Source organism: Paenibacillus sp. FSL H8-0282 (genome assembly GCF_037963825.1).
GTDB lineage: Bacteria > Bacillota > Bacilli > Paenibacillales > Paenibacillaceae > Paenibacillus_AQ > Paenibacillus_AQ odorifer.
The window spans coordinates 4,844,450-4,865,924 of record NZ_CP150146.1 but is presented as its reverse complement, the minus strand read 5'-3'; the positions used below and the strand labels follow the sequence as shown (position 1 = coordinate 4,865,924).

General features: G+C 45.9%; 26 protein-coding genes. 23 read left to right on the top strand and 3 right to left on the bottom strand.

The features are described from left to right. Positions 1–207 precede the first annotated feature (207 nt). Together NST94_RS21155 and NST94_RS21150 are read left to right on the top strand one after the other, a co-directional pair. Positions 208–1,890 carry a family 10 glycosylhydrolase gene (locus NST94_RS21155; protein ID WP_076193095.1) on the top strand — a complete coding sequence of 561 codons (1,683 nt, stop codon included), beginning with the start codon at positions 208–210 and terminating at the stop codon, positions 1,888–1,890. An 88-nt stretch (positions 1,891–1,978) separates the two neighbouring features. Further along, the gene (locus NST94_RS21150) at positions 1,979–2,908 is read left to right on the top strand and encodes a patatin-like phospholipase family protein (RefSeq protein ID WP_076193098.1); all 930 of its coding nucleotides are present in this window, start codon (positions 1,979–1,981) and stop codon (positions 2,906–2,908) included. 87 nt (positions 2,909–2,995) lie between these two features. Here the strand turns inward: NST94_RS21150 and NST94_RS21145 are convergent, their stop codons facing one another. After that, the gene (locus NST94_RS21145) at positions 2,996–3,334 is read right to left on the bottom strand and encodes a hypothetical protein (protein WP_076193100.1); all 339 of its coding nucleotides are present in this window, start codon (positions 3,332–3,334) and stop codon (positions 2,996–2,998) included. 7 nt (positions 3,335–3,341) lie between these two features. Further along, entirely contained in the window at positions 3,342–4,340 is a 999-nt protein-coding gene (locus tag NST94_RS21140) for a DUF1385 domain-containing protein (RefSeq protein ID WP_036682868.1), read from the bottom strand. Between the two features lie 156 nt (positions 4,341–4,496). Between NST94_RS21140 and NST94_RS21135 the strand changes: the two genes are divergently transcribed. The 5 genes from NST94_RS21135 (at position 4,497) to NST94_RS21115 (ending at position 8,879) form a co-directional block, all read left to right on the top strand. After that, positions 4,497–4,988 carry a YqhR family membrane protein gene (locus tag NST94_RS21135; protein WP_036682865.1) on the top strand — a complete coding sequence of 164 codons (492 nt, stop codon included), beginning with the start codon at positions 4,497–4,499 and terminating at the stop codon, positions 4,986–4,988. A gap of 74 nt (positions 4,989–5,062) precedes the next feature. Continuing rightward, positions 5,063–6,133: a Xaa-Pro peptidase family protein gene (locus NST94_RS21130; RefSeq protein ID WP_036682862.1), complete on the top strand. Its 1,071-nt coding sequence runs from the start codon at positions 5,063–5,065 to the stop codon at positions 6,131–6,133. A 46-nt stretch (positions 6,134–6,179) separates the two neighbouring features. After that, entirely contained in the window at positions 6,180–6,737 is a 558-nt protein-coding gene (gene efp, locus NST94_RS21125) for an elongation factor P (RefSeq protein WP_038572538.1), read from the top strand. A gap of 146 nt (positions 6,738–6,883) precedes the next feature. Further along, positions 6,884–7,432, top strand: a complete 549-nt coding sequence (locus NST94_RS21120; protein WP_076193103.1) for a dihydrofolate reductase family protein — start codon at positions 6,884–6,886, stop codon at positions 7,430–7,432. A gap of 193 nt (positions 7,433–7,625) precedes the next feature. After that, positions 7,626–8,879: an aspartate kinase gene (locus NST94_RS21115; RefSeq protein WP_036682855.1), complete on the top strand. Its 1,254-nt coding sequence runs from the start codon at positions 7,626–7,628 to the stop codon at positions 8,877–8,879. Between the two features lie 134 nt (positions 8,880–9,013). Here NST94_RS21115 and NST94_RS21110 read toward each other — a convergent pair whose 3' ends face one another. Continuing rightward, entirely contained in the window at positions 9,014–9,880 is an 867-nt protein-coding gene (locus tag NST94_RS21110) for a YitT family protein (protein WP_081382367.1), read from the bottom strand. Positions 9,881–10,203: 323 nt separating this feature from the next. On the opposite strand from NST94_RS21110, the gene NST94_RS21105 reads away from it, so the two are divergent. The 16 genes from NST94_RS21105 to folD all read left to right on the top strand — a co-directional run bounded on the left by NST94_RS21105 (position 10,204) and on the right by folD (position 21,469). Next, entirely contained in the window at positions 10,204–10,446 is a 243-nt protein-coding gene (locus tag NST94_RS21105; protein ID WP_036683194.1) for a YqhV family protein, read from the top strand. Positions 10,447–10,528: 82 nt separating this feature from the next. Then, positions 10,529–11,530: a stage III sporulation protein AA gene (gene spoIIIAA, locus NST94_RS21100; protein ID WP_076129644.1), complete on the top strand. Its 1,002-nt coding sequence runs from the start codon at positions 10,529–10,531 to the stop codon at positions 11,528–11,530. Beyond that, on the top strand, positions 11,523–12,041 hold the full coding sequence (spoIIIAB, locus tag NST94_RS21095; protein ID WP_076104383.1) for a stage III sporulation protein SpoIIIAB: 519 nt from the start codon (positions 11,523–11,525) through the stop codon (positions 12,039–12,041). The genes spoIIIAA and spoIIIAB overlap by 8 nt, the downstream gene beginning before the upstream one ends. Before the next feature lie 13 nt (positions 12,042–12,054). Further along, complete coding sequence (spoIIIAC, locus tag NST94_RS21090) at positions 12,055–12,258, top strand: stage III sporulation protein AC (RefSeq protein WP_036682849.1); 204 nt, start codon at positions 12,055–12,057, stop codon at positions 12,256–12,258. 7 nt (positions 12,259–12,265) lie between these two features. Then, the gene (spoIIIAD, locus tag NST94_RS21085; protein WP_036682847.1) at positions 12,266–12,655 is read left to right on the top strand and encodes a stage III sporulation protein AD; all 390 of its coding nucleotides are present in this window, start codon (positions 12,266–12,268) and stop codon (positions 12,653–12,655) included. 44 nt (positions 12,656–12,699) lie between these two features. Next, on the top strand, positions 12,700–13,932 hold the full coding sequence (gene spoIIIAE, locus NST94_RS21080) for a stage III sporulation protein AE (protein ID WP_076218779.1): 1,233 nt from the start codon (positions 12,700–12,702) through the stop codon (positions 13,930–13,932). A gap of 27 nt (positions 13,933–13,959) precedes the next feature. Next, positions 13,960–14,736, top strand: a complete 777-nt coding sequence (gene spoIIIAF / locus NST94_RS21075; protein WP_248548418.1) for a stage III sporulation protein AF — start codon at positions 13,960–13,962, stop codon at positions 14,734–14,736. 43 nt (positions 14,737–14,779) lie between these two features. Beyond that, entirely contained in the window at positions 14,780–15,424 is a 645-nt protein-coding gene (spoIIIAG, locus tag NST94_RS21070) for a stage III sporulation protein AG (protein ID WP_076134498.1), read from the top strand. 67 nt (positions 15,425–15,491) lie between these two features. Continuing rightward, positions 15,492–16,409, top strand: coding sequence for a SpoIIIAH-like family protein (locus NST94_RS21065; RefSeq protein WP_339244300.1), 918 nt, complete (start codon positions 15,492–15,494; stop codon positions 16,407–16,409). Positions 16,410–16,556: 147 nt separating this feature from the next. After that, a complete protein-coding gene (gene accB / locus NST94_RS21060; protein WP_076098642.1) occupies positions 16,557–17,066 on the top strand; it encodes an acetyl-CoA carboxylase biotin carboxyl carrier protein in 510 nt (169 codons plus the stop codon). Positions 17,067–17,120: 54 nt separating this feature from the next. Beyond that, positions 17,121–18,464 carry an acetyl-CoA carboxylase biotin carboxylase subunit gene (gene accC / locus NST94_RS21055; protein ID WP_076129648.1) on the top strand — a complete coding sequence of 448 codons (1,344 nt, stop codon included), beginning with the start codon at positions 17,121–17,123 and terminating at the stop codon, positions 18,462–18,464. Between the two features lie 115 nt (positions 18,465–18,579). Then, the gene (locus NST94_RS21050) at positions 18,580–18,996 is read left to right on the top strand and encodes an Asp23/Gls24 family envelope stress response protein (protein WP_076129649.1); all 417 of its coding nucleotides are present in this window, start codon (positions 18,580–18,582) and stop codon (positions 18,994–18,996) included. A gap of 74 nt (positions 18,997–19,070) precedes the next feature. Beyond that, on the top strand, positions 19,071–19,610 hold the full coding sequence (gene amaP, locus NST94_RS21045) for an alkaline shock response membrane anchor protein AmaP (RefSeq protein ID WP_036682827.1): 540 nt from the start codon (positions 19,071–19,073) through the stop codon (positions 19,608–19,610). 15 nt (positions 19,611–19,625) lie between these two features. Beyond that, complete coding sequence (locus NST94_RS21040; RefSeq protein WP_036682825.1) at positions 19,626–19,859, top strand: DUF2273 domain-containing protein; 234 nt, start codon at positions 19,626–19,628, stop codon at positions 19,857–19,859. 257 nt (positions 19,860–20,116) lie between these two features. Further along, the gene (gene nusB / locus NST94_RS21035; RefSeq protein WP_036682824.1) at positions 20,117–20,569 is read left to right on the top strand and encodes a transcription antitermination factor NusB; all 453 of its coding nucleotides are present in this window, start codon (positions 20,117–20,119) and stop codon (positions 20,567–20,569) included. Between the two features lie 42 nt (positions 20,570–20,611). After that, positions 20,612–21,469 carry a bifunctional methylenetetrahydrofolate dehydrogenase/methenyltetrahydrofolate cyclohydrolase FolD gene (folD, locus tag NST94_RS21030; RefSeq protein WP_036682821.1) on the top strand — a complete coding sequence of 286 codons (858 nt, stop codon included), beginning with the start codon at positions 20,612–20,614 and terminating at the stop codon, positions 21,467–21,469. Positions 21,470–21,475: the final 6 nt, after the last annotated feature.

The following is a 21,475-nucleotide window of genomic DNA, read 5'->3' as shown; positions in this document are numbered from 1 at the left end:
GAGCATAAACTACTAGATGGTATAGCCGTTTCTATTTTGTTTAGTGCAACCTTTCCCAGTTTTTAGCGTCAAAACGGATAAGTCCTTTTTCTGGCTGAGACTGATACCACTCTTTTGAAGGGTGGAATCGGTACATCAACTTGGAGGATTGATCCGTTTTTTCTTTTTTTTATAGGATACATATTATTTTAGATTTGGGGAGGAATTATGAATTATCGTAAATGGATGTTGGGATTGCTAGTATTAGTATTGTTTCTGCCTTTATGGTCTCCTGGGGCACGTGCGGCAGCTGTGCAGATTACCATTGAACTGGATGGCGAGGCGCTGGCAAGCGATGTGCCGCCGTATATCACAGCTTCGAATGTAACGATGGTGCCAATTAGCGTCATTAGTAAAGGGTTGAATGCTGGAGTAGTTTGGAATCAAAGCAGTAAGACAGTAACAATCACGCAAGGAGATACAGAGATCAAGCTGACCAGTGGCCAGAAAAGTGCATTAGTTAATAATGCTTCTGTAGCCCTCGACACCTCAGTACAGATTAAGCAGGGACGGGTTATGGTGCCGCTTCGTTTTGTAAGTGAGCAATTGGGGTTACAGGTTATCTGGGATCAGGCTACCAAACATATTTCTTTGTACTCTAATACAGAGCCGCCGCAGGCTGCTGATCCGGAAACACCAGCAGTACCTACAGCGACTCCAGTCGTTACGCCGACCCCAACCCCTACAGCGACTCCAAAACCGACCTCGCCAACAGTTCCAAGTATTCCTGGTGCGTCGGCTAACAAGGAGATGAAGGGAGCCTGGATCTCTACAGTATTTAATCTGGACTGGCCTTCAGTAGCTTCTGCAGGTAACGAAGCGAAACAAAAACAAGAATTTGATAATCTGCTGGACAAGCTAAAAGCTGTTGGTTTTAATGCTGTTTTTGTACAGGTTAGAACCTCAGCAGACAGCCTGTACCCTTCTGTTCTAGTTCCTTGGTCTAAGGTGCTGACCGGCACACAAGGAAAAAATCCGGGTTATGACCCGTTGAGCTATATGGTCAGCGCTGCACATTCACGCGGTATGCAGTTCCATGCATGGTTCAACCCATTCCGCGCGACAACGGATGCTTCTACATCCGCATTAGCAAGTAATCATGTGGCTAAGTCAAATCCGGAATGGATTGTAGACGCAGGAGGTAAAAAATACATCAATCCAGGGATCCCAGCAGCCCGCCAGCACATTATCGATACAGTGTTGGAGGTCGTCAAAGGCTATGATGTAGATGGTGTCCATTTGGATGATTATTTCTATCCTTCAGGTGTATCTTTTGCCGATGATACTGCTTATAAGACTTATAACACGAAGAACCTGTCTTCTAAGGCGGATTGGCGCCGCGATAATATTAATGAATTCGTCCGTCAATTGGGAGAACAGATTCATAAGGTGAAACCGAAGGTTTCTTATGGAATTAGTCCGTTTGGTGTATGGCGTAATATCAAAAAAGACAGCACAGGTTCGGATACCACAGCTGGAGTTACCGCTTATGACGATATGTACGCCGATGTTCGGACATGGATCAAGCAAGGCTGGATTGACTATGTCGCACCGCAAATTTATTGGAGTCTGTCCTTTAGTACTGCCCGTTACGATAAGCTAGTAGATTGGTGGGTTAAAGAGGTAGAGAATACGAATGTTAAGCTCTATATTGGACAAGCTGCTTATAAGGTTGGAGCAAGTGACCAGAAAGCAGAATGGCAAAGTGGCGACCAAATCATCAACCAGCTTAAGTATAATGAGAAATATAAAGAGGTTGCAGGCAGTATTATGTTCAGAGCAAATGACATTGTTGTCCGCAATCCGTTTGGATTATCAAATTTGCTGACCTTTTATTTTCAGTCCAAATAAGATAACTGTTCTAGATAAGGAGTCATGAATGCTCCCCCGTGCTCATAGATAAGCAATAGAATCTATGGGAAACGGGGGGTTTTTGTGTATGGAGATTAACGCTGTGTTTGAAGGAGGGGGAGTAAAAGGGATTTCTCTCGCTGGAGCAGTTGAAGCCACGGAAAGGGCGGGGCGAACCTTTAAAAAGGTCGCTGGCACCTCCTCAGGCGCAATTGTAGCGACTTTACTGGCTGCGGGTTATGAAGGTGAGGAAATGAGTCGGATGATCCAAGGAACTTCTTTTTCATCGTTTATGAAGCGAGCTCCCATCTATAATACGGCTTGGGTAGGTCCTGCACTGCGAGTGTTATTGAAGAAGGGATTGTATTCGGGTGAAGCCTTGGAATCGTGGATGAGATCGCTTTTGCTAAAAAAGGGAATTATCACTTTTCGTGATCTGCCTCCAGGCAAACTATCTATAATTGCTTCCGACATTACCAATGGCCGGATATTGGTCTTACCAGATGGGTTAGAACAGTATGGAATCTCTCCTGAACATTTTGAGGTGGCTAAGGCTGTGCGCATGAGCTGCAGTATTCCTTATTTTTTTGATCCAGTGATGCTCAGGTTAAATGGACAATCTGCTAGAGGGAAGTCTTTTATTGAGCAATTTGTATACGTTGTGGATGGAGGGTTATTAAGCAATTTTCCTTTATGGCTATTTGACGGGATGAATGAGAATAGTAAAGTGCCGGGGAGAAGAATCCCTACGGTAGGGTATCAAACAGTAGGTAAAACCGACCCGCAGCCCCACAGGATTAGGGGGCCGTTCAGTATGCTGCAAGCTATGGTAAGCACCATGCTGTCTGCTCATGATGAGAAATATATTGAAGATGATAAATATGTCCGCACGGTAACCATCCCAACGCTTGGTATAGGCACGACCCAATTTAATATTACGAAGATGCAAAGCGACGAATTGTATGCCGCCGGACTGAAGGCAGGGGAAGACTTCTTTAAGGAGTGGCGCCCCAGATAAAAAGCAAGCTTTATAATATCAGAAAAAAAGCATCCCACACGTTATTTTGAAACGTGGAGATGCTTTTTGGTGTTTGTTTTTATTTAGTTAATGGTACTTCGGAAGCTGATCATCGTTTTTCCCTTTATTTCCTTCGATGACTTGGAAGGGATAACTTTTACGTTTGCCCGGTGCTGCTTGTGTCTTGCGAATCCCAGCAACCTTGGTCATGGTTTTCTGCGAAGGTTTGACTTTGATTCTAGATCCATTACTGCTGCGAGCGTATTTCCCTGGTCCCATTTTGTAAGCATAATAGATAATCACTAACAGTACTAAGGGGAGAATCAGCTTCGACAGCGTATAGAAAGGCTCAGTCAAGACTCCAATCACAAAACCGAATATTGCAAGAATTACTGAAATCCAAAAAATTAAAGCATGCCTGATCATAGGACACTCATCCTTTCGCAGGATCCAATATGCCGCCTGACACACTTGCCTCCGTATATCCTCTGGCTTCAATCTCTGCATCAAGCTCACGCATACGATTGAAAGAGGCGATGGATACTTCTACCTGATCATCCTTTGGTTCTTTGGTAGTGAGCAGCTGCAGCCATAGTCCAGGGTATCCCAAGTATTTGAGACCTGGAATTTCTCTTACTGCGTTGGTACCCTTCAGAACCTCAAACGAAACACCGATTACGACAGGCAGCAGAATAATCCGTTGGATCACACGTTCCCAAAGATTATCCCAGGGTACTACGGAGTAAATAATAACGCCGAGGATAATCGTCAGCATCATAAAACTGCTTCCGCAGCGGTAATGCAGACGGCTGTATTTCTGAACGTTCTGGACAGTCAGCTCTTCACCTGCTTCAAAGGCGCTGATGACTTTGTGTTCCGCACCGTGATACTGGAATAGCCGCTTGATCACAGGTGTTTGCGAAATCGCCCATAAATAGACCAGCAAGAGAACCATTTTAATGCCGCCTTCTATGAGGTTGTGCAGTACATAGTTATCAAATGCATTCTTGAATAAAAAATCTTCGACAAATACTGGTACAAGCGTAAAAATGAGCTTTCCGAATAAGAAGGAGAGAATACCCATTACAGCAACGCCAAAAATCATTCCGAGGCTCCAGCCTTCGTCCTTTTTCTTCGGCTTAGCTTTCTCTTTCGCCAGTTCTTCGGGTTCCAATTCATCTTCGGCATAGGATTCAGCCGAATAGTTCAAGTGCTTAGAGCCTTTGGCGCTGGCATCTATAATACTGACAAGGCCGCGAAGCAGCGGAATCTTGCGCAGTTTAGTGACCCAGCTCTTATCGCTTCTTGGCACCTCCAAAAATGTAATCTCCTGATTCTTTCGTCGCACGGCTGTTACATTAATATGCTTGCCGCCGAACATGACGCCTTCAATGACGGCTTGGCCGCCATAGCTGGGAGTTTCCTGGGACAACCAATTCACCTTCCCGTAATTAATATGATTTATATAATACATTGTAACTAATTTTTGAAGACATTACTAGTTGGATCGCCTTTTGCTGCACATACTACCTTATATGGACAAGGAGAGACAAATCGTTATTAAAAATACGGAAAGAGAGGCAATTCTATGAGCAAATCACATCAACAACAATCAGATCATACTAATATTTGGTTTTTTGCGCTCGAATTAGGTTTTTTCGCAGGTTTGATTTGGGGAGGGCTGCACTGGTTAATCTACTGGTTCAGCTTTACCAAGGTTAGTCCCGGTTATTTAGCAGAGCCGTTTTTTAAACATACTTTTCTGACAACAATGTATGGACATCTCGTGGGTTATTTGTTTTTCATCTTATTTTCAGTGATAGCCTCACTGCTATATGTGCTTATTCTGCGCAAGCTGAAGGGACCTTGGCCAGGATTGGTTTATGGTGTTTTGTGGTGGGTAGTTATATTTATTCCCGGCTCGCAAATGTTTCTTATGCAGCCGCCTTTTAAGCTGCCGTGGAACACTGTGATTAGTGAGTTCTGCCTTTTTTTACTTTGGGGGATGTTCATTGGATACACAGCGGCGATTGAGTATACCGACGAACGAAAGCGTGAGCAAGCGACTGCACTTGCCTAACGGCTCGAAAAAACTTCTCAAGGGGATATCCCTATGTTAAAATACAATGTGGCTATTTCGAGAGGAGAATGAAAATGGGTAACGAGCGCGTCTCCAAGCTGCGTAAGGTTTTGCAGGATAAAGGATTGGAAGCAATGTTGATAACCAGCGGTTATAACCGCCGCTATTTAAGTGGATTTACCGGATCGTCCGGTTATGTATTGGTGACAAGCGATGATTGTTATCTGCTAACTGACTTCAGGTACATGACACAGGCTGCGGATCAAGCGGTAGGAGTTAAGGTTGTAGAGCATGGTCCTAAATTTATTGATACAGTACGCGAGTTGCTGCCAACAGGCAGTGAGGTACGTGTTGGTTTCGAACAGGATGATGTCTCATTCAGCGCTTATACCTCATATGCGGAAGCCCTTAAGCCGGCAGTGTTAGTTCCAGTTTCCAAAGCCGTGGAAGACCTCCGTATGTTCAAGGATGCTGAAGAGCTTGCTGTTATGCAACGTGCAGCTGATCTGGCTGATGCTACATTCAATCATATTCTGAATGTGATCAAACCAGGCATGACTGAAAGAGACGTCGATTTGGAAATGGAATTCTATATGCGTACCCACGGGGCAACTGCGTCATCGTTTGATACGATTGTTGCTTCAGGTGAACGTTCGTCCATGCCGCATGGCGTAGCAAGCAGCCGTGTAATTCAAGGTAATGAATTTATTACGCTTGATTTCGGTGCATTACTCGATGGATACTGCTCAGATGTGACTCGTACCATTGCACTCGGAGCTCCAGATCCGAAGCTGAAAGAAATCTATGATATTGTGCTGGAAGCTCAGCTACATACGTTGGCACATATCAAACCGGGTATGACTGGACGGGAATGTGATGCACTGGCACGTGATATCATCGCTAGCTACGGATATGGTGATCAATTTGGACATAGCACGGGTCATGGACTTGGAATGGAAGTTCATGAATGGCCGCGTTTGTCCAAGCTGAGTGACGATATCATGCAGCCGGGAATGGTCGTTACTGTAGAACCAGGTATCTATTTGCCGGGGATTGGCGGAGTACGTATTGAAGACGATATTGTGATCACCGAGAGCGGAATATCGCTGCTGACCCATTCGTCCAAAGAATATACAGTACTGTAAGTAAGAAAAGTAGTAGTTTAATTATCGAATTCAGGAGGGATTTTTAGTGATTTCAGTAAACGATTTTAAGACAGGCTTGACCGTAGAGGTGGACGGTGATATTTTTACCGTTCTTGATTTCCAGCACGTTAAACCAGGTAAAGGTGCAGCGTTCGTTCGCTCTAAGCTGAAAAACCTGCGCAATGGTAACACTGTTGAGCGTACTTTCCGTGCTGGTGAAACTATTGGCCGTGCTATTATTGAGAACCGTGGCGTGCAATATTTGTATGCAAGCGGATCGGAGCATGCTTTCATGGACAACGAAACTTATGACCAATTCGAATTGTCCAGCAAGCAGCTTGAATGGGAATTGAACTTCCTTAAAGAGAACATGACTGTAAACATCATCAGTTACCAAGGTGAAATCCTTGGGATTAACCTGCCTACCAGCGTAGAGCTGAAGGTTGTTGAAACTGAGCCAGGTGTGAAGGGTAATACTGCTCAAGGCGCTACTAAATCGGCCAAGCTTGAAACAGGTCATTCTGTACAAGTTCCTCTGTTCATCAATGAAGGAGATGTGCTGCTTATTGATACTCGCGAAGGTAAATATATCTCCCGCGCGTAGGAAGCATCATACTTGCCGAACTTATAACCAATCAGCCTCCCCCGTTATTACGGTGGGGGGTTTTTGGTATATAAACGAGGATGCATGAGGAACAGTATGGGTGAGAATGTTATACTTACGAATTAAAGGATCAGAAGGAGGCGCATATGAGAAAATTAATTATATCTGAGTTCATATCCCTTGATGGTGTTATGGAAAATCCACAATGGACCTTCTCATTCGGAAGTGAAGAACAGGAGCATTTCAAGTTTGCTGAACTGAAAGCTGCTGACGCTCTAATGTTAGGACGGACAACCTACGAAGGTTTTGCAGAGGCTTGGCCAAATATGGTTGAGCAGACAGGTGAGTACGGTGAAATGATGAATGGATACGCTAAGTACGTAGTCTCCACAACTCTCGAAGAAACAACATGGAGCAATTCAAGCTTGATCAAGGGCGATCTTGCTCAGGAGGTGTCCAAGCTGAAGGAGCAGCCGGGGAGAGATATTCTCGTTTTTGGCAGTCGTACGCTTGCGCAGAGCCTGATGCAGCTTGGCCTTGTCGATGAATATCAGCTTCTGGTCTTCCCGATTCTGCTGGGTAGCGGTCAGCGCCTGTTCGATAACGTTGGTGAAGAGAAGACGTTGGAGCTAGTGGACTCCAAAAGATTCAGTTCTGGAGTGATGGCCCTGACTTATCGACCAGCTTCTCAATAAAAAACTGGAAGACGAGTGAAATGAGGTCAGCTAGTGTCTTGAAGCTGACCTTATCTTTTTGTTAGCTTCTGGAAAATCAATAATTTTTTAATGAAATCATTAACGCATTACGCTATTTTCGTATTATACTGGTTTAAAGCGGGAAACCGATTAGAAGCAACTACATAGACCGATATGGGGAGTGAGTGGGACTTTGTCACTTTATGTTATGAAATTCGGAGGCAGCTCCGTCGGCGACACAGAACGCATGCAACGTGTTGCCAAGCGCATCGCAGACAAGCAGGATGAGGGACATCGCTGCGTTGTAGTTGTATCTGCTATGGGGGATACAACAGATGATTTGATCGATACGGCGAAGCAATTAAACGGGCAGCCGCCTGCACGTGAAATGGATATGCTGATGACAACAGGAGAGCAGATTTCCGTTGCTCTTTTGTCCATAGCTCTTCATGGGATCGGGCGGAATGCAGTATCTTATACAGGATGGCAGGCCGGGTTCCGTACAGACGAAACCCACGGTAGAGCTCGTATCAATGATATTGATCCACACCGTGTAGTAGCGTCTTTGGAACGCGAACAGATCGTTATCGTTGCCGGTTTCCAAGGGATGACTTTGGATGGTGAGATCACTACCCTGGGCCGCGGAGGATCGGACACGACAGCTGTAGCCCTTGCGGCTGCTATTCAAGCAGATGTATGTGAGATTTATACCGACGTTGATGGTATCTATTCTACAGATCCACGCATTGTGAAAACAGCCCGCAAGCTGAACGAAATCTCATACGATGAGATGCTAGAGCTTGCCAATCTGGGAGCGGCGGTACTACATCCGCGTGCAGTGGAGTATGCTAAGCGTCATCAAGTTAAGCTGGTCGTTAGATCGAGCTTTAATCATAATGAAGGTACTGTTGTGAAGGAGGAAGCAAGCATGGAGCAAGGAGTCGTAGTTAGTGGGATTGCTTATGATAAGAATGTAGCACGTGTCAGTATTCTAGGAGTACCTGATGTACCGGGTGTACTCGCTCAAGTCTTCGGCAAGCTGGCTGAAGAAGGCGTAAACGTAGATATCATTGTACAAAGTGGTGTGCAGAATGAGCAGGCTGACTTCTCATTTACAGTTTCACTTGATGAACTGGACCGTGCGAAGGAAGTAATTAAAGAAATCCATAAAACTTTACCTTACCGTGAAGTAACGTCCGAGGATAACCTCGTTAAGGTTTCTATTGTTGGCGCGGGTATGGTTAGCCATCCTGGTGTTGCGGCTCAAATGTTTGATGTGCTCTCCCAAGAGGGCGTAAGCATTAAGATGGTCAGCACGTCTGAGATTAAGGTTTCTTGTGTAATCGAATCCGGCAATTTGCCATCGATCATTCAGGCGCTTCACACCGCTTATAATCTGGATACAACTGAGCAGGCCTTTGTTGGTGGTCCTAAGGATCGTCGTTAAGAGCCGTTCAATCAATAAAAAGGGAGATCCTACAGCTATTTAGCTACGGGGTCTCCTTTTTGGGCATCAGCAATAAATGAAAAGGAACGCTGCAGGTTTGAATGCAGCGTTCCTTTTTACATCTATATGGGTATTTATCCTAAACGTCTAAACCGGCCTAGAATTTCAACAGTCTCAAGTACATTGACGAAAGAGCTTGGATCCGTCTCAAGGATAGTCTTACGCAGCTCTGACAGCTCATAGCGGGTCGTTACGGTCATCAGCATTGTATTGCCCTCGTGACTGTAACCGCCCTCTGCGTTGACTACTGTGATGCCATGAGGCAGCTCTCTAAGACGATTCAGCATTTTATCCCGTTCCTTGGTAACAATGAAGCAGGTTAGCTTAACATGACGAATATGAATCATATCAACCACTCTGCTTTTCACAAAAATACAGAGCATAGCGTATAAGGCTGAGTCCCAGCTTTTAAAGAAGCCTAAACTCAGAATAACGATCCCATCCATTACGAAGAGTACATTCCCAATAGGAATATCCCGCTTACGTGTAATAATCGAGCCTAATATATCAAATCCTCCAGATGAACCCCCGGCACGGAGAGAAAATCCAACCCCGCCAGCAATAATTACGCCGCCAAAAATACTAGCCAAAATCGGGTCTTTGGTCACTTTCACCGCAGGAATAATTGTCATGAACCAGGTGGTAGCTAAAACGGAAAGCATGCTTAGTAAGATGTACTTTTTCCCCACTGCAATAAATCCCCAGATCAGAACAGGAAGGTTTATCGCAAAATAAATGATTGAGATGTACTTCGGATTAGTTACATACCCGATGACTGAAGCCACCCCTGCTACCCCGCCGCTTAACAGTTGATGAGGAATTAGAAATAATCTCATCCCTGCGGCGACTAAAAAAGCTGAAAAAATAATGATTGCCGCTTCTCTTACTGGTCTGACTACGGACCGCATGCTGAGCGGTAGCCCGTAATTTCGTACGTGCATGACACAAATCCCCTCTTTTTCTTATGTCTTTTTAGTTTGCCTTTTTTTGAAAATATAAACTCACTATATTTCCAATTAAAAAGGATACCACAGATGAAGGCGTTCGTAAAAATTATTTTATCGTACTGATTATATTTATTTATGAACCCACTCACTATGAATTCTTTCACAGTCTGATCTGCAAATCTGTCATTTCTCATTGTCTAAAGTGAAAAAGCCACGCATATCCATGAATAATAGAAAGCTAAACAAGCCTCAGATCTCTTTTGGTATGAATGAATTAGTAAAAGGAGTGGAGTAGATTGGACAAGTATGTAAGCTGGATGGCGACTCTGCGGTTGTTCTCGGGCAGTGCAGAGATTATAGCTGCGCTGATAATGCTCAGATTAAATCAGGTCGATAAGGCGCTGGCTGTCAATTCTGGACTGGCTTTGGTAGGCCCGACCATATTGATATTGACGACAGCTATTGGTCTGACTGGGATGGCACAGCAGCTGTCATGGAGCAAATTAGGCTGGGTGGGCTGCGGTGTAGCCTTTCTCTTAATCGGGATTTTGAAAAAATGATAGATGATAGGCATATTGGGCGCGTACAAGCATAAATATGGAATAAAGCAATTAAGTAGAGGACAGCTTGGGGGTACTTTGTATGGCAGATGATTGGCTGCAATTGTTTCCTGAAAAAGTAAGAGCGCTGTTAAAGTGCCTTCCCCTTCCGCTGCTAGGAATGGTGGAGGAGATTCGTGTCCGTGAAGGTCGTCCGCTGGAAATTAACTACTCTGGTAAATATCACTTTCTAAGAGTGAATGGCAGTTTGACGCAGAGGCCTGAAGAAGCTTACAAGCCGGATCGGGAAGACACTCATCGACTGCTAGACCTGATCAGCAACCATTCGCTATATACGATGGAAGAAGAGCTGAGAAAAGGATTTATTACGATTCCCGGCGGTCATCGGATAGGACTTGCTGGCCGGACAGTACTGAGTGGCGGAGGTGTAGAGCATCTTCGTGATATCACTGGCTTTAATGTCCGTATTGCTCGAGAAGTACCTGGAATCGCAGATGGAGTGCTGCCTTATTTACTGGACAAGGGGCGGCAGCGAATGATGCACACCTTGATTCTCTCCCCTCCACAACATGGCAAGACTACCCTGCTCCGCGATCTTGCAAGACAAATCTCCTTAGGGGAATTGGGCAAGCGCGAAGGGATTAGACCGGGGCTGAAGGTGGGAATTGTTGACGAACGGTCTGAAATTGCTGGCAGCCGGCGTGGTGTTCCCGCTTTTGACGTGGGTCCGCGGACTGATGTTCTTGATGGCTGTCCCAAGGCAGAAGGCATGATGATGATGATCCGGTCGCTATCGCCAGATGTATTAATCGCGGATGAGATTGGGCGTCCTGAAGATGCCGAAGCAGTTACCGAGGCCCTGCATGCCGGAATATCTGTCATTGCTTCCGCTCACGGAAAAGATGTAACAGAGTTGGCTCGTAGGCCGGGTCTTGGAGGACTGCTGGAACAAAAGATGTTCGAGAGATATGTCATACTCCATCGTTCAGAAGCAGGCCTCACGTTTCGTATTCTGGATGGCCAGAAAAGAGGAATGCTGCTTATCTCTCCCGGGGATCGACTAGGTGGTGATTTGCATGCTTAAGCTGTTCGGTGCTGTGCTCATTGTGGTGGCTGGTACGCTTGCAGGTCTCCAGTTTGCTCGTCAATATGCAGACAGGCCCAGACATATCAGAGGTTTAATAGCAGCACTACAGCGGTTGGAAACAGAGATCATGTACGGCTTCACCCCACTGCCGGAAGCCATGCGGCGGATTGGGAATCAGTCGAAGGACCCGCTGAAATCGTTGTTTGTCAAAACAGCGGAGGAGATGAGCCCTCCCTATGACAGAAGCGCCCAGGATGCCATCCAGCGGGCGATGGAAGCATATTGGAAGTCTACCGCTATGAAGGGGACAGAAAGAGAGATTCTTCGCCAGCTCAGCTGTACTCTCGGCACAAGCGATAGGTCGAATCAGAGCACTCATATCGCGTTAGCATTGCAGCAATTGAAGCAGGAGGAGTCGGTGGCCAGAGAGGATCAAGGCAAATATGAAAAGTTAAGTAAAAGCCTGGGTCTGCTGCTTGGAGTACTGATCGTCATTTTGATCTTTTAGCGAGGTGCCAGGAATGAATATTGAAGTCAATGCGATTTTTCAAATTGCCGGCATTGGCATAATTATCGCCATGATACACACGGTGCTCAAACAGATGGGAAAAGAGGATTTCGCACATTGGGTCACCGTGATCGGGTTCGTAGTCGTGCTGTTCATGGTGATTCGTATGCTGGACGGGTTGCTGCAGGAAATAAAAACGATCTTTCTTTTTCAATAGGCGTGCCATGGAGATTATTCAAGTTGTTGGGATTGGGCTGATATCGACCATATTGATTCTCGTACTGAAGGAACAAAAACCGATGTTCGCCTTCCTTCTTGCTACTACAACAGGAATTCTAATTTTTATGTTTCTCATCGGCAAGATCGGAATGATCCTCTCTACACTGGAGCGGGTGGCTGAGTCATCGGGGATGGAAATGATTTATTTGAAGACTGTTTTCAAAATCATCGGCATTTCCTATATCGCGGAGTTCGGTGCACAGATTGTACGAGATGCCGGTCAGGAATCGATTGCTTCCAAAATAGAACTCGCCGGCAAAGTGCTAATTATGGTACTAGCCGTACCCATCATCAGCATCATTATCGAAACCGTCATGAAACTACTGCCTGCTTAAAGCAATCGTGAAGAGAGCTGAGCAACGGATCGGGAGGAGAAATTATGCAAGAGCACAGTGTTTTCCGTCCTCCAAAACTAAAAATAATACTGCTGCTGCTTCCATTCTTTTTCATTCTATGGTTTGCAGGTACAGCTCAGAGTGTGCAAGCTTCCTCAACACCAGAATCCGGCAGTTCCTCCCCGGTAGACCAGTGGGTCAAGAGCCAGGTGAATAATTTACCCAAAGATAAAGTCGAGTCGTACTGGGATCAGCTGATGAAGGATTATGGTGGTTTTTTCCCGGACGGGGCCACACCCACGCTAATGGACATGCTGCTTCCGGGAGATAAGGGGCTCAGCTTAAAGGGTGTGTTATCTGGGCTTCTAGGCTTTATGTGGCATGAGGTACTGTACAACGGAAAGCTGCTCGTGACGATTGTGATGATCAGTGTGCTCAGCATGATTCTGGAGACGCTGCAAACCGCTTTTGAGCGAAAAACGGTCAGTAAGGTCGCTTATACGCTCTGTTATATGGTGGTGCTGGTAATTGCCGTGAACAGCTTCAATATCGCTATTGGTTATGCAAAGGATGCTATCGATCGGATGATCGATTTCATGATGGCGATGATTCCACTGCTGTTCGCGCTGCTGGCTTCGATGGGGAATATCGTTACGGTCTCCGTCACCCATCCGTTAATTGTTTTTATGATTCATACGGTTGGCACCATGATCCACACCCTTGTTTTTCCGCTTCTGTTCTTCTCGGCTGTGCTGCATCTGGTCAGCGCATTGTCGGAGAAATATAAACTAACCCAGCTGGCTAATCTGCTGCGAAACATCGGTGCTGGATTGTTAGGTGTACTGCTAACTGTGTTCCTAGGTGTAATTTCCGTTCGAGGGATAACAAGCTCAGTAACGGATGGGGTCACCATTCGGGCCGCTAAATATATTACAGGGAATTTTGTTCCGGTCATCGGCAAAATGTTCGCGGATGCCACAGACACAGTAATCTCAGCTTCACTGCTGGTGAAGAATGCGATCGGGTTATCGGGTGTCATTATCATATTGTTCCTGTGTGCTTTTCCGGCAATCAAAATCCTGGTGCTTGCCCTTATCTACAATATAGCCGCCGCTGTGATGCAGCCGCTGGGAGAGACGCCGATTGTGGTCTGTCTCCAGACGATTGGAAAAAGCATGGTATACGTGTTCGCTGCTTTGGCTGCTGTTTCCTTAATGTTTTTTATGGCGGTTACGATCATGCTGACTGCGGGCAATTTGACCGTAATGATGAGGTGAAGCAACCAAACTTTTAGGAGGGAAACCATGAGCTGGTTAGGCGGTTGGCTGCGGGAGATCATCCTGGTTGTGCTGTTGGCGTCATTTGTTGAATTGCTGCTCCCAAGCAAATCCATGGAGCGTTATGCAAGATTGGTGCTAAGTCTCCTAATCCTGCTCACGATGCTCAGCCCTATCGTCTCTCTCCTGAAAGGTGATGCAATCTCCGAACTGAGTGTCGCTATGGGACAGCAAGAGAAAGAGGGCGGTTTGTTCACTGGCGGAGGGAAGGGAGACCCATCCTTGGAACAGATTCTGGCAGATGGGCAAAAGCTTGCACAAGGCCGTCAGGAACAGAGTCTGCAGCTCGCTGCCGAAGAGGTGGCGGGTCAGATGAAAGAGCAGATTATCAGTGAGACCGGCAAACGCGGGGTTAATGTCACCGTAACGCTGGGCATGGGGAAGTCTGGCGGCACTGGTAACGAAGACGTTCCTGTCATTTCCAATGTAAGGGTCTCTATGCCTCAGACAACGGCTAACTCCCCGGGTACTTCCGGAGCTTCCAGCACTGCGACTACAGCACCCATTACAATCTCTCCTGTAGCACCTGTAGAAGTTAAAATTGGCGCTAATCCGGCAGATAACGTAGAGAGTGAAGCAACATCATCAGCTGAACCTAATAAAGCAGTGAACGGAACTGCAGCTGAAGACAGCGCGTCCGCGAGTGAAATGGAGTCCATTGTAAAGCTGCTGGAACTGAAGTGGGATTTGGATCCCAAAGTCATTCAGGTGGATGGCAGCTTGGCTAGTGACGTCAAATCATGAGCTTGATATTTCTAAGAAACTATAATTTTTAGGAGGGATGGGAGTGGGCAATTGGCTGAAAAAGCTTGAGCAGTGGGCTGGGGGTGGGGCCGGCAGTCCGAAGAGAAGCCATACCTTTCGCTGGCTGATCATTCTGGGTCTGCTGGGCGCAGCGATCATGCTATTCAATTCCTTCGTCAATGTGAAGAGGATTGATAACGAGAATACAGGGCGCGAGCCGCCGGTGAATCAGTCCTCTCAAACGGCGCTGGTGCAGAGTGATCCAACCACAACGACCAATTCGTTCGACAGCATCGAACTAGCGATGGAGAACCGGATGAAGGAAATTTTGGAGAAAATCGTTGGCGTCGGTACAGTTGACATCATGGTTACAGTGGAGTCTACAGAAGAAATTGTCGTGGTGCGTAATATGAATGACTCCCAACAGCTTAGTGAAGAGACGGATGCCAGTGGGGGGAAACGTCATACGACACAATATACGAGGGATGGCGAAATCGTAACCTACTCGCAATCAGGGGACGAGACACCCATCGTGACGAAGCGGATCAAACCTCAGGTACGCGGCGTACTGGTAGTTGCCAAAGGGGCAGAGAACAAGGTTGTTCGTGGACTTGTCGAGCAGGCTATAGAAAAAGGCTTGAACGTCCCAATCCAGCGCATTTCAGTAGTACCACGCAAACAAGAGTAGCAGGAGAAAGTCAATAAGTGAGTGCTTCCGAAGCAGCCACTAGATTAAATTTTAGGAGGAATTAGGAATGAACGGCAAAAGACAAACGATATGGTTGGTTTCTATGCTCAGCTTGATGGTGGTCCTCTCTGCATATTATTTATTCACTGAAGACTCAGGTGCTTCGATTCCAAAAGACACGGCTGGCACAATGCAGGTTGATTCCCTGAAAGACACAGCAGGTGCAGCGTTGCCAACGGTTGGCGACAAAGGTGTTGTTGTGAACGAAGTTGTTAGTCAAGGCGATGTTGTTGCCGATGAAGGCGTTGTAGATAGCACTACTGGCGCCGCTACTACGGACGACAGCGCTACTGCCGCCAAAACGGATGACAGTGCTGCTACCGCTAAAACGGATGATAACACTACTACTGCTAAAACGGACGAAAGTACAACTACAGCTGCTAAGGACGATAGCAGTAAAGCTGCCGCAAATAGCAGTGACTCAGAGAAGGCAACAACCGACACTGCTGCTAAAGATGCCGCGAAAACAGATACATCTGCTAAAGATACAGCCGCAAATACAACAACCAAGACTCCAGCTAAAAATGACAAAGAAATTCTCGATGAAGTAGCTTCTCAAAGTGTATCGGCGAGCAGCATGTTCACTAACTACCTTTATGAACGTGAGCAAAAGAATCTTAAGAACCAACAAGACTTGCTTGCTTTGATTAATGACATGGATAAAACACCTGCTGATAACGCAGTCGCTCAAGAACAACTTCTTAATCTTGAAGAAAAAGAATCCAAAATTACCGGTATTGAAGAACAGCTTCAACAAAAATATGGAGAAGCGATTGTAAAGGAAGAAGCTGGAGACAGCTACAAAGTAGTCGTTCTCAGCGACAAACTGGATGTAAAGCAAGCGGTTAGCATCGTGGATCTCGTAATGAAGGAACTGAGTGTATCTCAAGATAAAATTAGTGTACAATACGTTTCTGAGCAATAATAAGCTGTAAAATTAAAAGAAAAATGACGAAAGAGCTCGGGTTGCCCCGGGCTCTTTCCATTTTTACCGATTGTGATATAATACATAAAGTTATCTTGTCCGCTTAAGAAGTGGCTTCGAGAGAAAGCTGAAGGAGTGAACTGATATATGTTCAAGTTGAGCGAAATTAAGGAATTGATTAAATTGCTGGACCAGACCTCCTCTGTACATGAGTTGGAGATCGAAAGCGAAGGAATGAAGCTTGCAATTCGCAAACCGGATCGCCCTGAAGCTGATGGAACAGCAGTACAGGCGACTCCTTATGCTGCCTATCCCTTTACGCCTGCCCCGCAGCCGCAGAGCGTACCGCAAGTATCCTATCCGGTAGTAGGTGAAGTTCCTCCAGCGCAGCAGCCACAAGCAGCTGCAGAAGGCAAACTACATAAAATTGTGTCTCCAATGGTGGGGACCTTTTATAGTGCCGCTTCTCCGGAAACGCCTTCGTTTGTTAATGTTGGAGACCGTGTAAGTGAAAAATCAACGGTTTGCATTATTGAGGCGATGAAACTGATGAATGAGCTGGAAGCGGAGATCAAAGGTGAAATCGTGTCTGTGCTTGCTGAGAACGGTCAGCTTGTAGAATACGGTCAACCACTATTCTTGGTTAAACCGGAATAAATACCGCAGACTACTTAAGGAGCGGAAGCTTCGCAAAACTTTGGGAGGAAACGCATGAACATTCAAAAAGTGTTGATTGCCAACCGCGGCGAAATCGCGGTCCGCATTATTAGGGCCTGCCGTGAACTGGGCATTTCCACCGTCGCGGTCTATTCGGAACCCGACCGGGATTCACTGCATGTCCGGTTGGCTGATGAAGCTTACTGCATCGGTCCGATGCCGGCCAAGGACAGCTATCTGAACTTTACAAATATTATGAGTGTAGCCACCTTAACGGAATGTGATGCCATCCATCCTGGCTATGGATTTTTAGCTGAAAATGCGGATTTTGCAGAGATTTGTGAATCTTGCAATATTATCTTCATAGGACCTTCTCCAGATGCCATAAACCGTATGGGTGACAAGGCTGTGGCGAAGGAAACCATGAAACTGGCTGGAGTTCCGATTATCCCGGGCTCAGATGGTCTTGTAGGCGATGTAGAGGAAGCTGTCATGCTGGGCCGCGATATTGGGTACCCAATCATCGTTAAGGCTACTGCAGGTGGCGGAGGTAAGGGAATACGGATTGCTGAGGACGAGGAATCTTTAGTGAAGCAGATTACTGCTGCACAACAGGAAGCACAAAAGGCGTTTGGTAACGCTGGTGTATATCTGGAGAAATTCCTAACAGGCATGAAGCATGTGGAGATTCAGATTATTGCAGATAAACATGGCAATGTAGTGCATTTAGGTGAACGGGACTGCTCCGTGCAGCGTCGTCGCCAAAAGCTGATTGAAGAGGCACCTTGTTCAGTGCTCACACCGGAAATTCGGGAAGCAATGGGTAATGCAGCAGTTCGAGCAGCACTTGCCGTGAATTATTCGGGAGCCGGAACACTTGAATTCCTGCTTGGACCGGACGGACAGTTTTACTTCATGGAGATGAATACTCGGATTCAGGTTGAACATCCAGTAACAGAAATGGTTACAGGTGTGGATTTGATTAAGGAAATGATCTCTGTAGCAGAAGGCAATCCGCTGTCATTCACTCAGGAAGATATCGTGATTAATGGCTGGTCCATTGAATGCCGTATAAATGCTGAAGATCCTGAGCGTAATTTCATGCCTTCACCAGGAAAAATCGGCTTTTATTTGCCACCAGGAGGCCTTGGCGTTCGTGTAGATAGTGCGGCGTACCCAGGATATACGATTTCCCCTTTCTATGATTCTATGATTGCAAAACTGATTGTCTGGGCTCCTACACGTCAGGAAGCGGTTGCGAAGATGAAGCGCGCCTTGGCTGAATTCGCCGTGGAAGGCATTCATACCACCATCCCTTTCCATCAGAAACTGTTGGAGCATCCTGTATTTTTGGATGGTAACTTTGACATTAAGTTTCTTGAAGAGTATGAAATTTAGGACGACTTCGGTTTGTTTGTCATAAAGTTCGTCAAATGATATAGTATGTTTAATAAGAGACGTGCTTTACGCTTGAAATCATGAACAATCTTTCTTGAAAGGTGTGAAGTCTAAAATGAGTACATTGCCGACAGAATACGAACGGACGGAAATCGGTGAAATCCAGATTGCTCCTGAAGTAATCGAGGTTATTGCAGGTCTGGCGACCGTTGAGGTTAAAGGTGTAGCAGGTATGAGCGGCGGATTCGCCGGTGGTATTGTTGAACTTCTTGGACGTAAGAATCTGTCCAAAGGAGTTAAAGTAGAGGTTGGACAACGTGAAGCTGCGGTGGATGTTTCTGTAATTATTGAATATGGCAATCGCCTTCCTGAAGTGGCTGCTGAAATTCAACGTAATGTTAAGCGCTCCATCGAGACTATGACTGGTCTGACTGTTGTGGAAGTGAATGTGCATATTCATGATGTGCAATTCAAGAACAACAACACTGTAGACAAGAACGAAGAAACTGAAACGATTCTTCGTGTGAAATAGCAGTCATCGTTCTTCCATAAACCCCCGACAGCAAAGTCGAGGGTTTACTCTAATTTAAGGAGGTTATGAGACTCGTGGCAAAAATTTTGGACAGACTTTTGCTGTTTGTCTACAGCTTAAGTATCGGAATACTATCTGTTATTGCCATCCTCCTCTTAAGCGGTGCGATTCCTAGAACTTTGGAGATTGAGAATGGACCAGCAGCTTATATTACAGCAATAATAGTAGCAGTTGTCTTGTTCCTTCTGAGCATCCGATTTTTCTACATCTCTCTGCGCCGTGATCGCGCTTCATTGCCTTCGGTCGATCAGCGTACAGAGTATGGGGATATCCAGATTTCAATGGAAACTATTGAGAATCTGAGTCTTAAGGCTGCCGGTAAAGTGAAGGGAATCAGAGATCTCAAGTCACGTATTCGTGTCTCGCAGGCTGGCCTTGAAATTACAATTCGTGCAGTAGTGGACGGTGAGCATTCATTACCGTTGCTTACGACAGAAGTACAACGTCAGGTGCATGATTTTGTGCAGGAGACAACCGGCATTCCGGTTGCTGATGTGTCTGTATATATTGCTAACCTCACGCAGTCTCCAAGCTTCAAAAGTCGAGTGGAATAGAGGTGAGTTTCCCTTATGTCTTGGAAAGAAGTATGGGAAAGTCACGGGGGTAGAATCGCCGGAGTGACTTTCGGCATTGGTCTGGGTTTGATTTATTTAATTTGCGGTTTTTGGGATATGCTGTTCTTTGCACTGGTAGTGTTCATCGGATATACGCTCGGCAAAAGAAAGGATACCGCGCAAGCGCCCCTGTTTCAATGGCAGGAGTTGGTTTCGCGATTATCCGGACGCTGGCGTCCCTTTAAGTGAACCGCGATAGTCTTTTTCCCGGAGCAGGAAACCGTAAGTTTGTGTTGTCCGTTGCCCCCGGAAGAAAGGCTTTGCGGTTTTTTTGCGACAAGGGATAGGTATATTTGCGAGCTTCCTCTGAAGGTATCTTCGCTTTGTGCAATAATCCTCACAGGAATAGGGAAAGAATGAATAAGTGTGAAGCGATATTTGGGTCGTAGACGTTGATGCAGTACAAGTGAATATTTTAATGCGATATAAGATTTTAGGAGGAACACATGAAAAGACGTATAGCTAGAGAGATTATTGTCCAAAGCCTGTATCAGATGGAAATGAACGATGTGGAAAGCGCGGAAGCCGTAGAAATGCTGCTCGAGGAAGCTTCAGAAGAGAATGAAACCGAACGTGTAATCACGGACGAGATTCAGCTTAAACACTATGTGGTAGAACATGTGAATGGGGTATGGGAACACAAGGTAGCGATCGACGATATACTTGAACATTACCTGAAGGGCTGGCAAATGAGCCGTCTGTCACGTGTGGATCGTCAGATTCTACGTTTAGCAGCGTATGAAATGGTGTTCGCCAATGATGTGCCTGCGAAGGTTGCGGTGAATGAAGCGATCGATTTGGCCAAGCATTTTGGAACGGATGATTCCGGGAAGTTTGTTAACGGAGTACTCGGCAAGATGATCCAAGAGATAGATACTATTAAAGCTGACCATTCTTAATTTATAAACCATAGTAAAGTATATAAAAGGGGAGAGACTAACATGACAGCAGCAATCATCAGTGGTAAACAAGTATCCGAGGAAATTCGTATTAGCATTGCCCAAGAGGTTGCTGAACTGGCGAAACGCGGCGTAAAGCCCGGTTTGGCTGTTATTCTAGTAGGTGAAGACCCGGGATCTCAGGTTTATGTTCGCAATAAGGAGAAATCTTGTATCAGCTTAGGATTCCATTCGGAAGTGCATAAATTGGATGAATCCACTTCTCAAGAAGAACTTCTGGCACTGGTAGCAGAGCTAAACGGACGCGATGATATCGACGGAATTCTGGTTCAACTCCCATTGCCTAAGCATATCGAGGAGAAGGCTGTTATTGATGCAATCTCCGTGGAAAAGGATGTAGACGGCTTTCACCCTGTCAATGTAGGCAACCTGGTCATCGGTGCCGACAGTCTTCTTCCATGTACTCCTGCAGGAGTAATCGAACTGATCAAACGTACAGGAACAGGTATGGCAGGTAAACATGCCGTTGTAATTGGTCGTAGCAATATTGTAGGAAAGCCAGTTTCCCTCTTGTTGCAACGCGAAAATGCTACCGTAACTATGTGCCATTCCCGTACAGCTAATATGCAAGAGATTAGCCGTCAAGCGGATATTTTGGTTGTAGCGATCGGACGAGCTAATTTCATTGATGCTTCCTATGTGAAGCCGGGTGCTGTTGTCATCGATGTGGGCATGAACCGTCTGGATAACGGTAAACTCGCAGGTGACGTTGATTATGAAAGTGCAAAAGAAGTTGCCGGATACATCACGCCTGTTCCAGGCGGGGTTGGTCCGATGACTATTACAATGCTGATGAGCAACACGCTGATTGCGGCTAAACGCCGTCACGGCCTGGAATAGGGGTAA

Coding starts and splice junctions, on each gene's coding strand:
- NST94_RS21105 (WP_036683194.1), top strand. CDS start 10,204: ATGGCGACTCTGCGGTTGTTCTCGGGCAGTGCAGAGATTATAGCTGCG.
- spoIIIAE (WP_076218779.1), top strand. CDS start 12,700: ATGCAAGAGCACAGTGTTTTCCGTCCTCCAAAACTAAAAATAATACTG.
- NST94_RS21130 (WP_036682862.1), top strand. CDS start 5,063: ATGGGTAACGAGCGCGTCTCCAAGCTGCGTAAGGTTTTGCAGGATAAA.
- spoIIIAB (WP_076104383.1), top strand. CDS start 11,523: ATGCTTAAGCTGTTCGGTGCTGTGCTCATTGTGGTGGCTGGTACGCTT.
- NST94_RS21040 (WP_036682825.1), top strand. CDS start 19,626: ATGTCTTGGAAAGAAGTATGGGAAAGTCACGGGGGTAGAATCGCCGGA.
- accC (WP_076129648.1), top strand. CDS start 17,121: ATGAACATTCAAAAAGTGTTGATTGCCAACCGCGGCGAAATCGCGGTC.
- NST94_RS21050 (WP_076129649.1), top strand. CDS start 18,580: ATGAGTACATTGCCGACAGAATACGAACGGACGGAAATCGGTGAAATC.
- accB (WP_076098642.1), top strand. CDS start 16,557: ATGTTCAAGTTGAGCGAAATTAAGGAATTGATTAAATTGCTGGACCAG.
- NST94_RS21135 (WP_036682865.1), top strand. CDS start 4,497: ATGAGCAAATCACATCAACAACAATCAGATCATACTAATATTTGGTTT.
- spoIIIAC (WP_036682849.1), top strand. CDS start 12,055: ATGAATATTGAAGTCAATGCGATTTTTCAAATTGCCGGCATTGGCATA.
- spoIIIAD (WP_036682847.1), top strand. CDS start 12,266: ATGGAGATTATTCAAGTTGTTGGGATTGGGCTGATATCGACCATATTG.
- folD (WP_036682821.1), top strand. CDS start 20,612: ATGACAGCAGCAATCATCAGTGGTAAACAAGTATCCGAGGAAATTCGT.
- nusB (WP_036682824.1), top strand. CDS start 20,117: ATGAAAAGACGTATAGCTAGAGAGATTATTGTCCAAAGCCTGTATCAG.
- NST94_RS21065 (WP_339244300.1), top strand. CDS start 15,492: ATGAACGGCAAAAGACAAACGATATGGTTGGTTTCTATGCTCAGCTTG.
- NST94_RS21150 (WP_076193098.1), top strand. CDS start 1,979: ATGGAGATTAACGCTGTGTTTGAAGGAGGGGGAGTAAAAGGGATTTCT.
- spoIIIAA (WP_076129644.1), top strand. CDS start 10,529: ATGGCAGATGATTGGCTGCAATTGTTTCCTGAAAAAGTAAGAGCGCTG.
- NST94_RS21110 (WP_081382367.1), bottom strand. CDS start 9,880: ATGCACGTACGAAATTACGGGCTACCGCTCAGCATGCGGTCCGTAGTC.
- NST94_RS21120 (WP_076193103.1), top strand. CDS start 6,884: ATGAGAAAATTAATTATATCTGAGTTCATATCCCTTGATGGTGTTATG.
- NST94_RS21145 (WP_076193100.1), bottom strand. CDS start 3,334: ATGATCAGGCATGCTTTAATTTTTTGGATTTCAGTAATTCTTGCAATA.
- NST94_RS21155 (WP_076193095.1), top strand. CDS start 208: ATGAATTATCGTAAATGGATGTTGGGATTGCTAGTATTAGTATTGTTT.
- spoIIIAF (WP_248548418.1), top strand. CDS start 13,960: ATGAGCTGGTTAGGCGGTTGGCTGCGGGAGATCATCCTGGTTGTGCTG.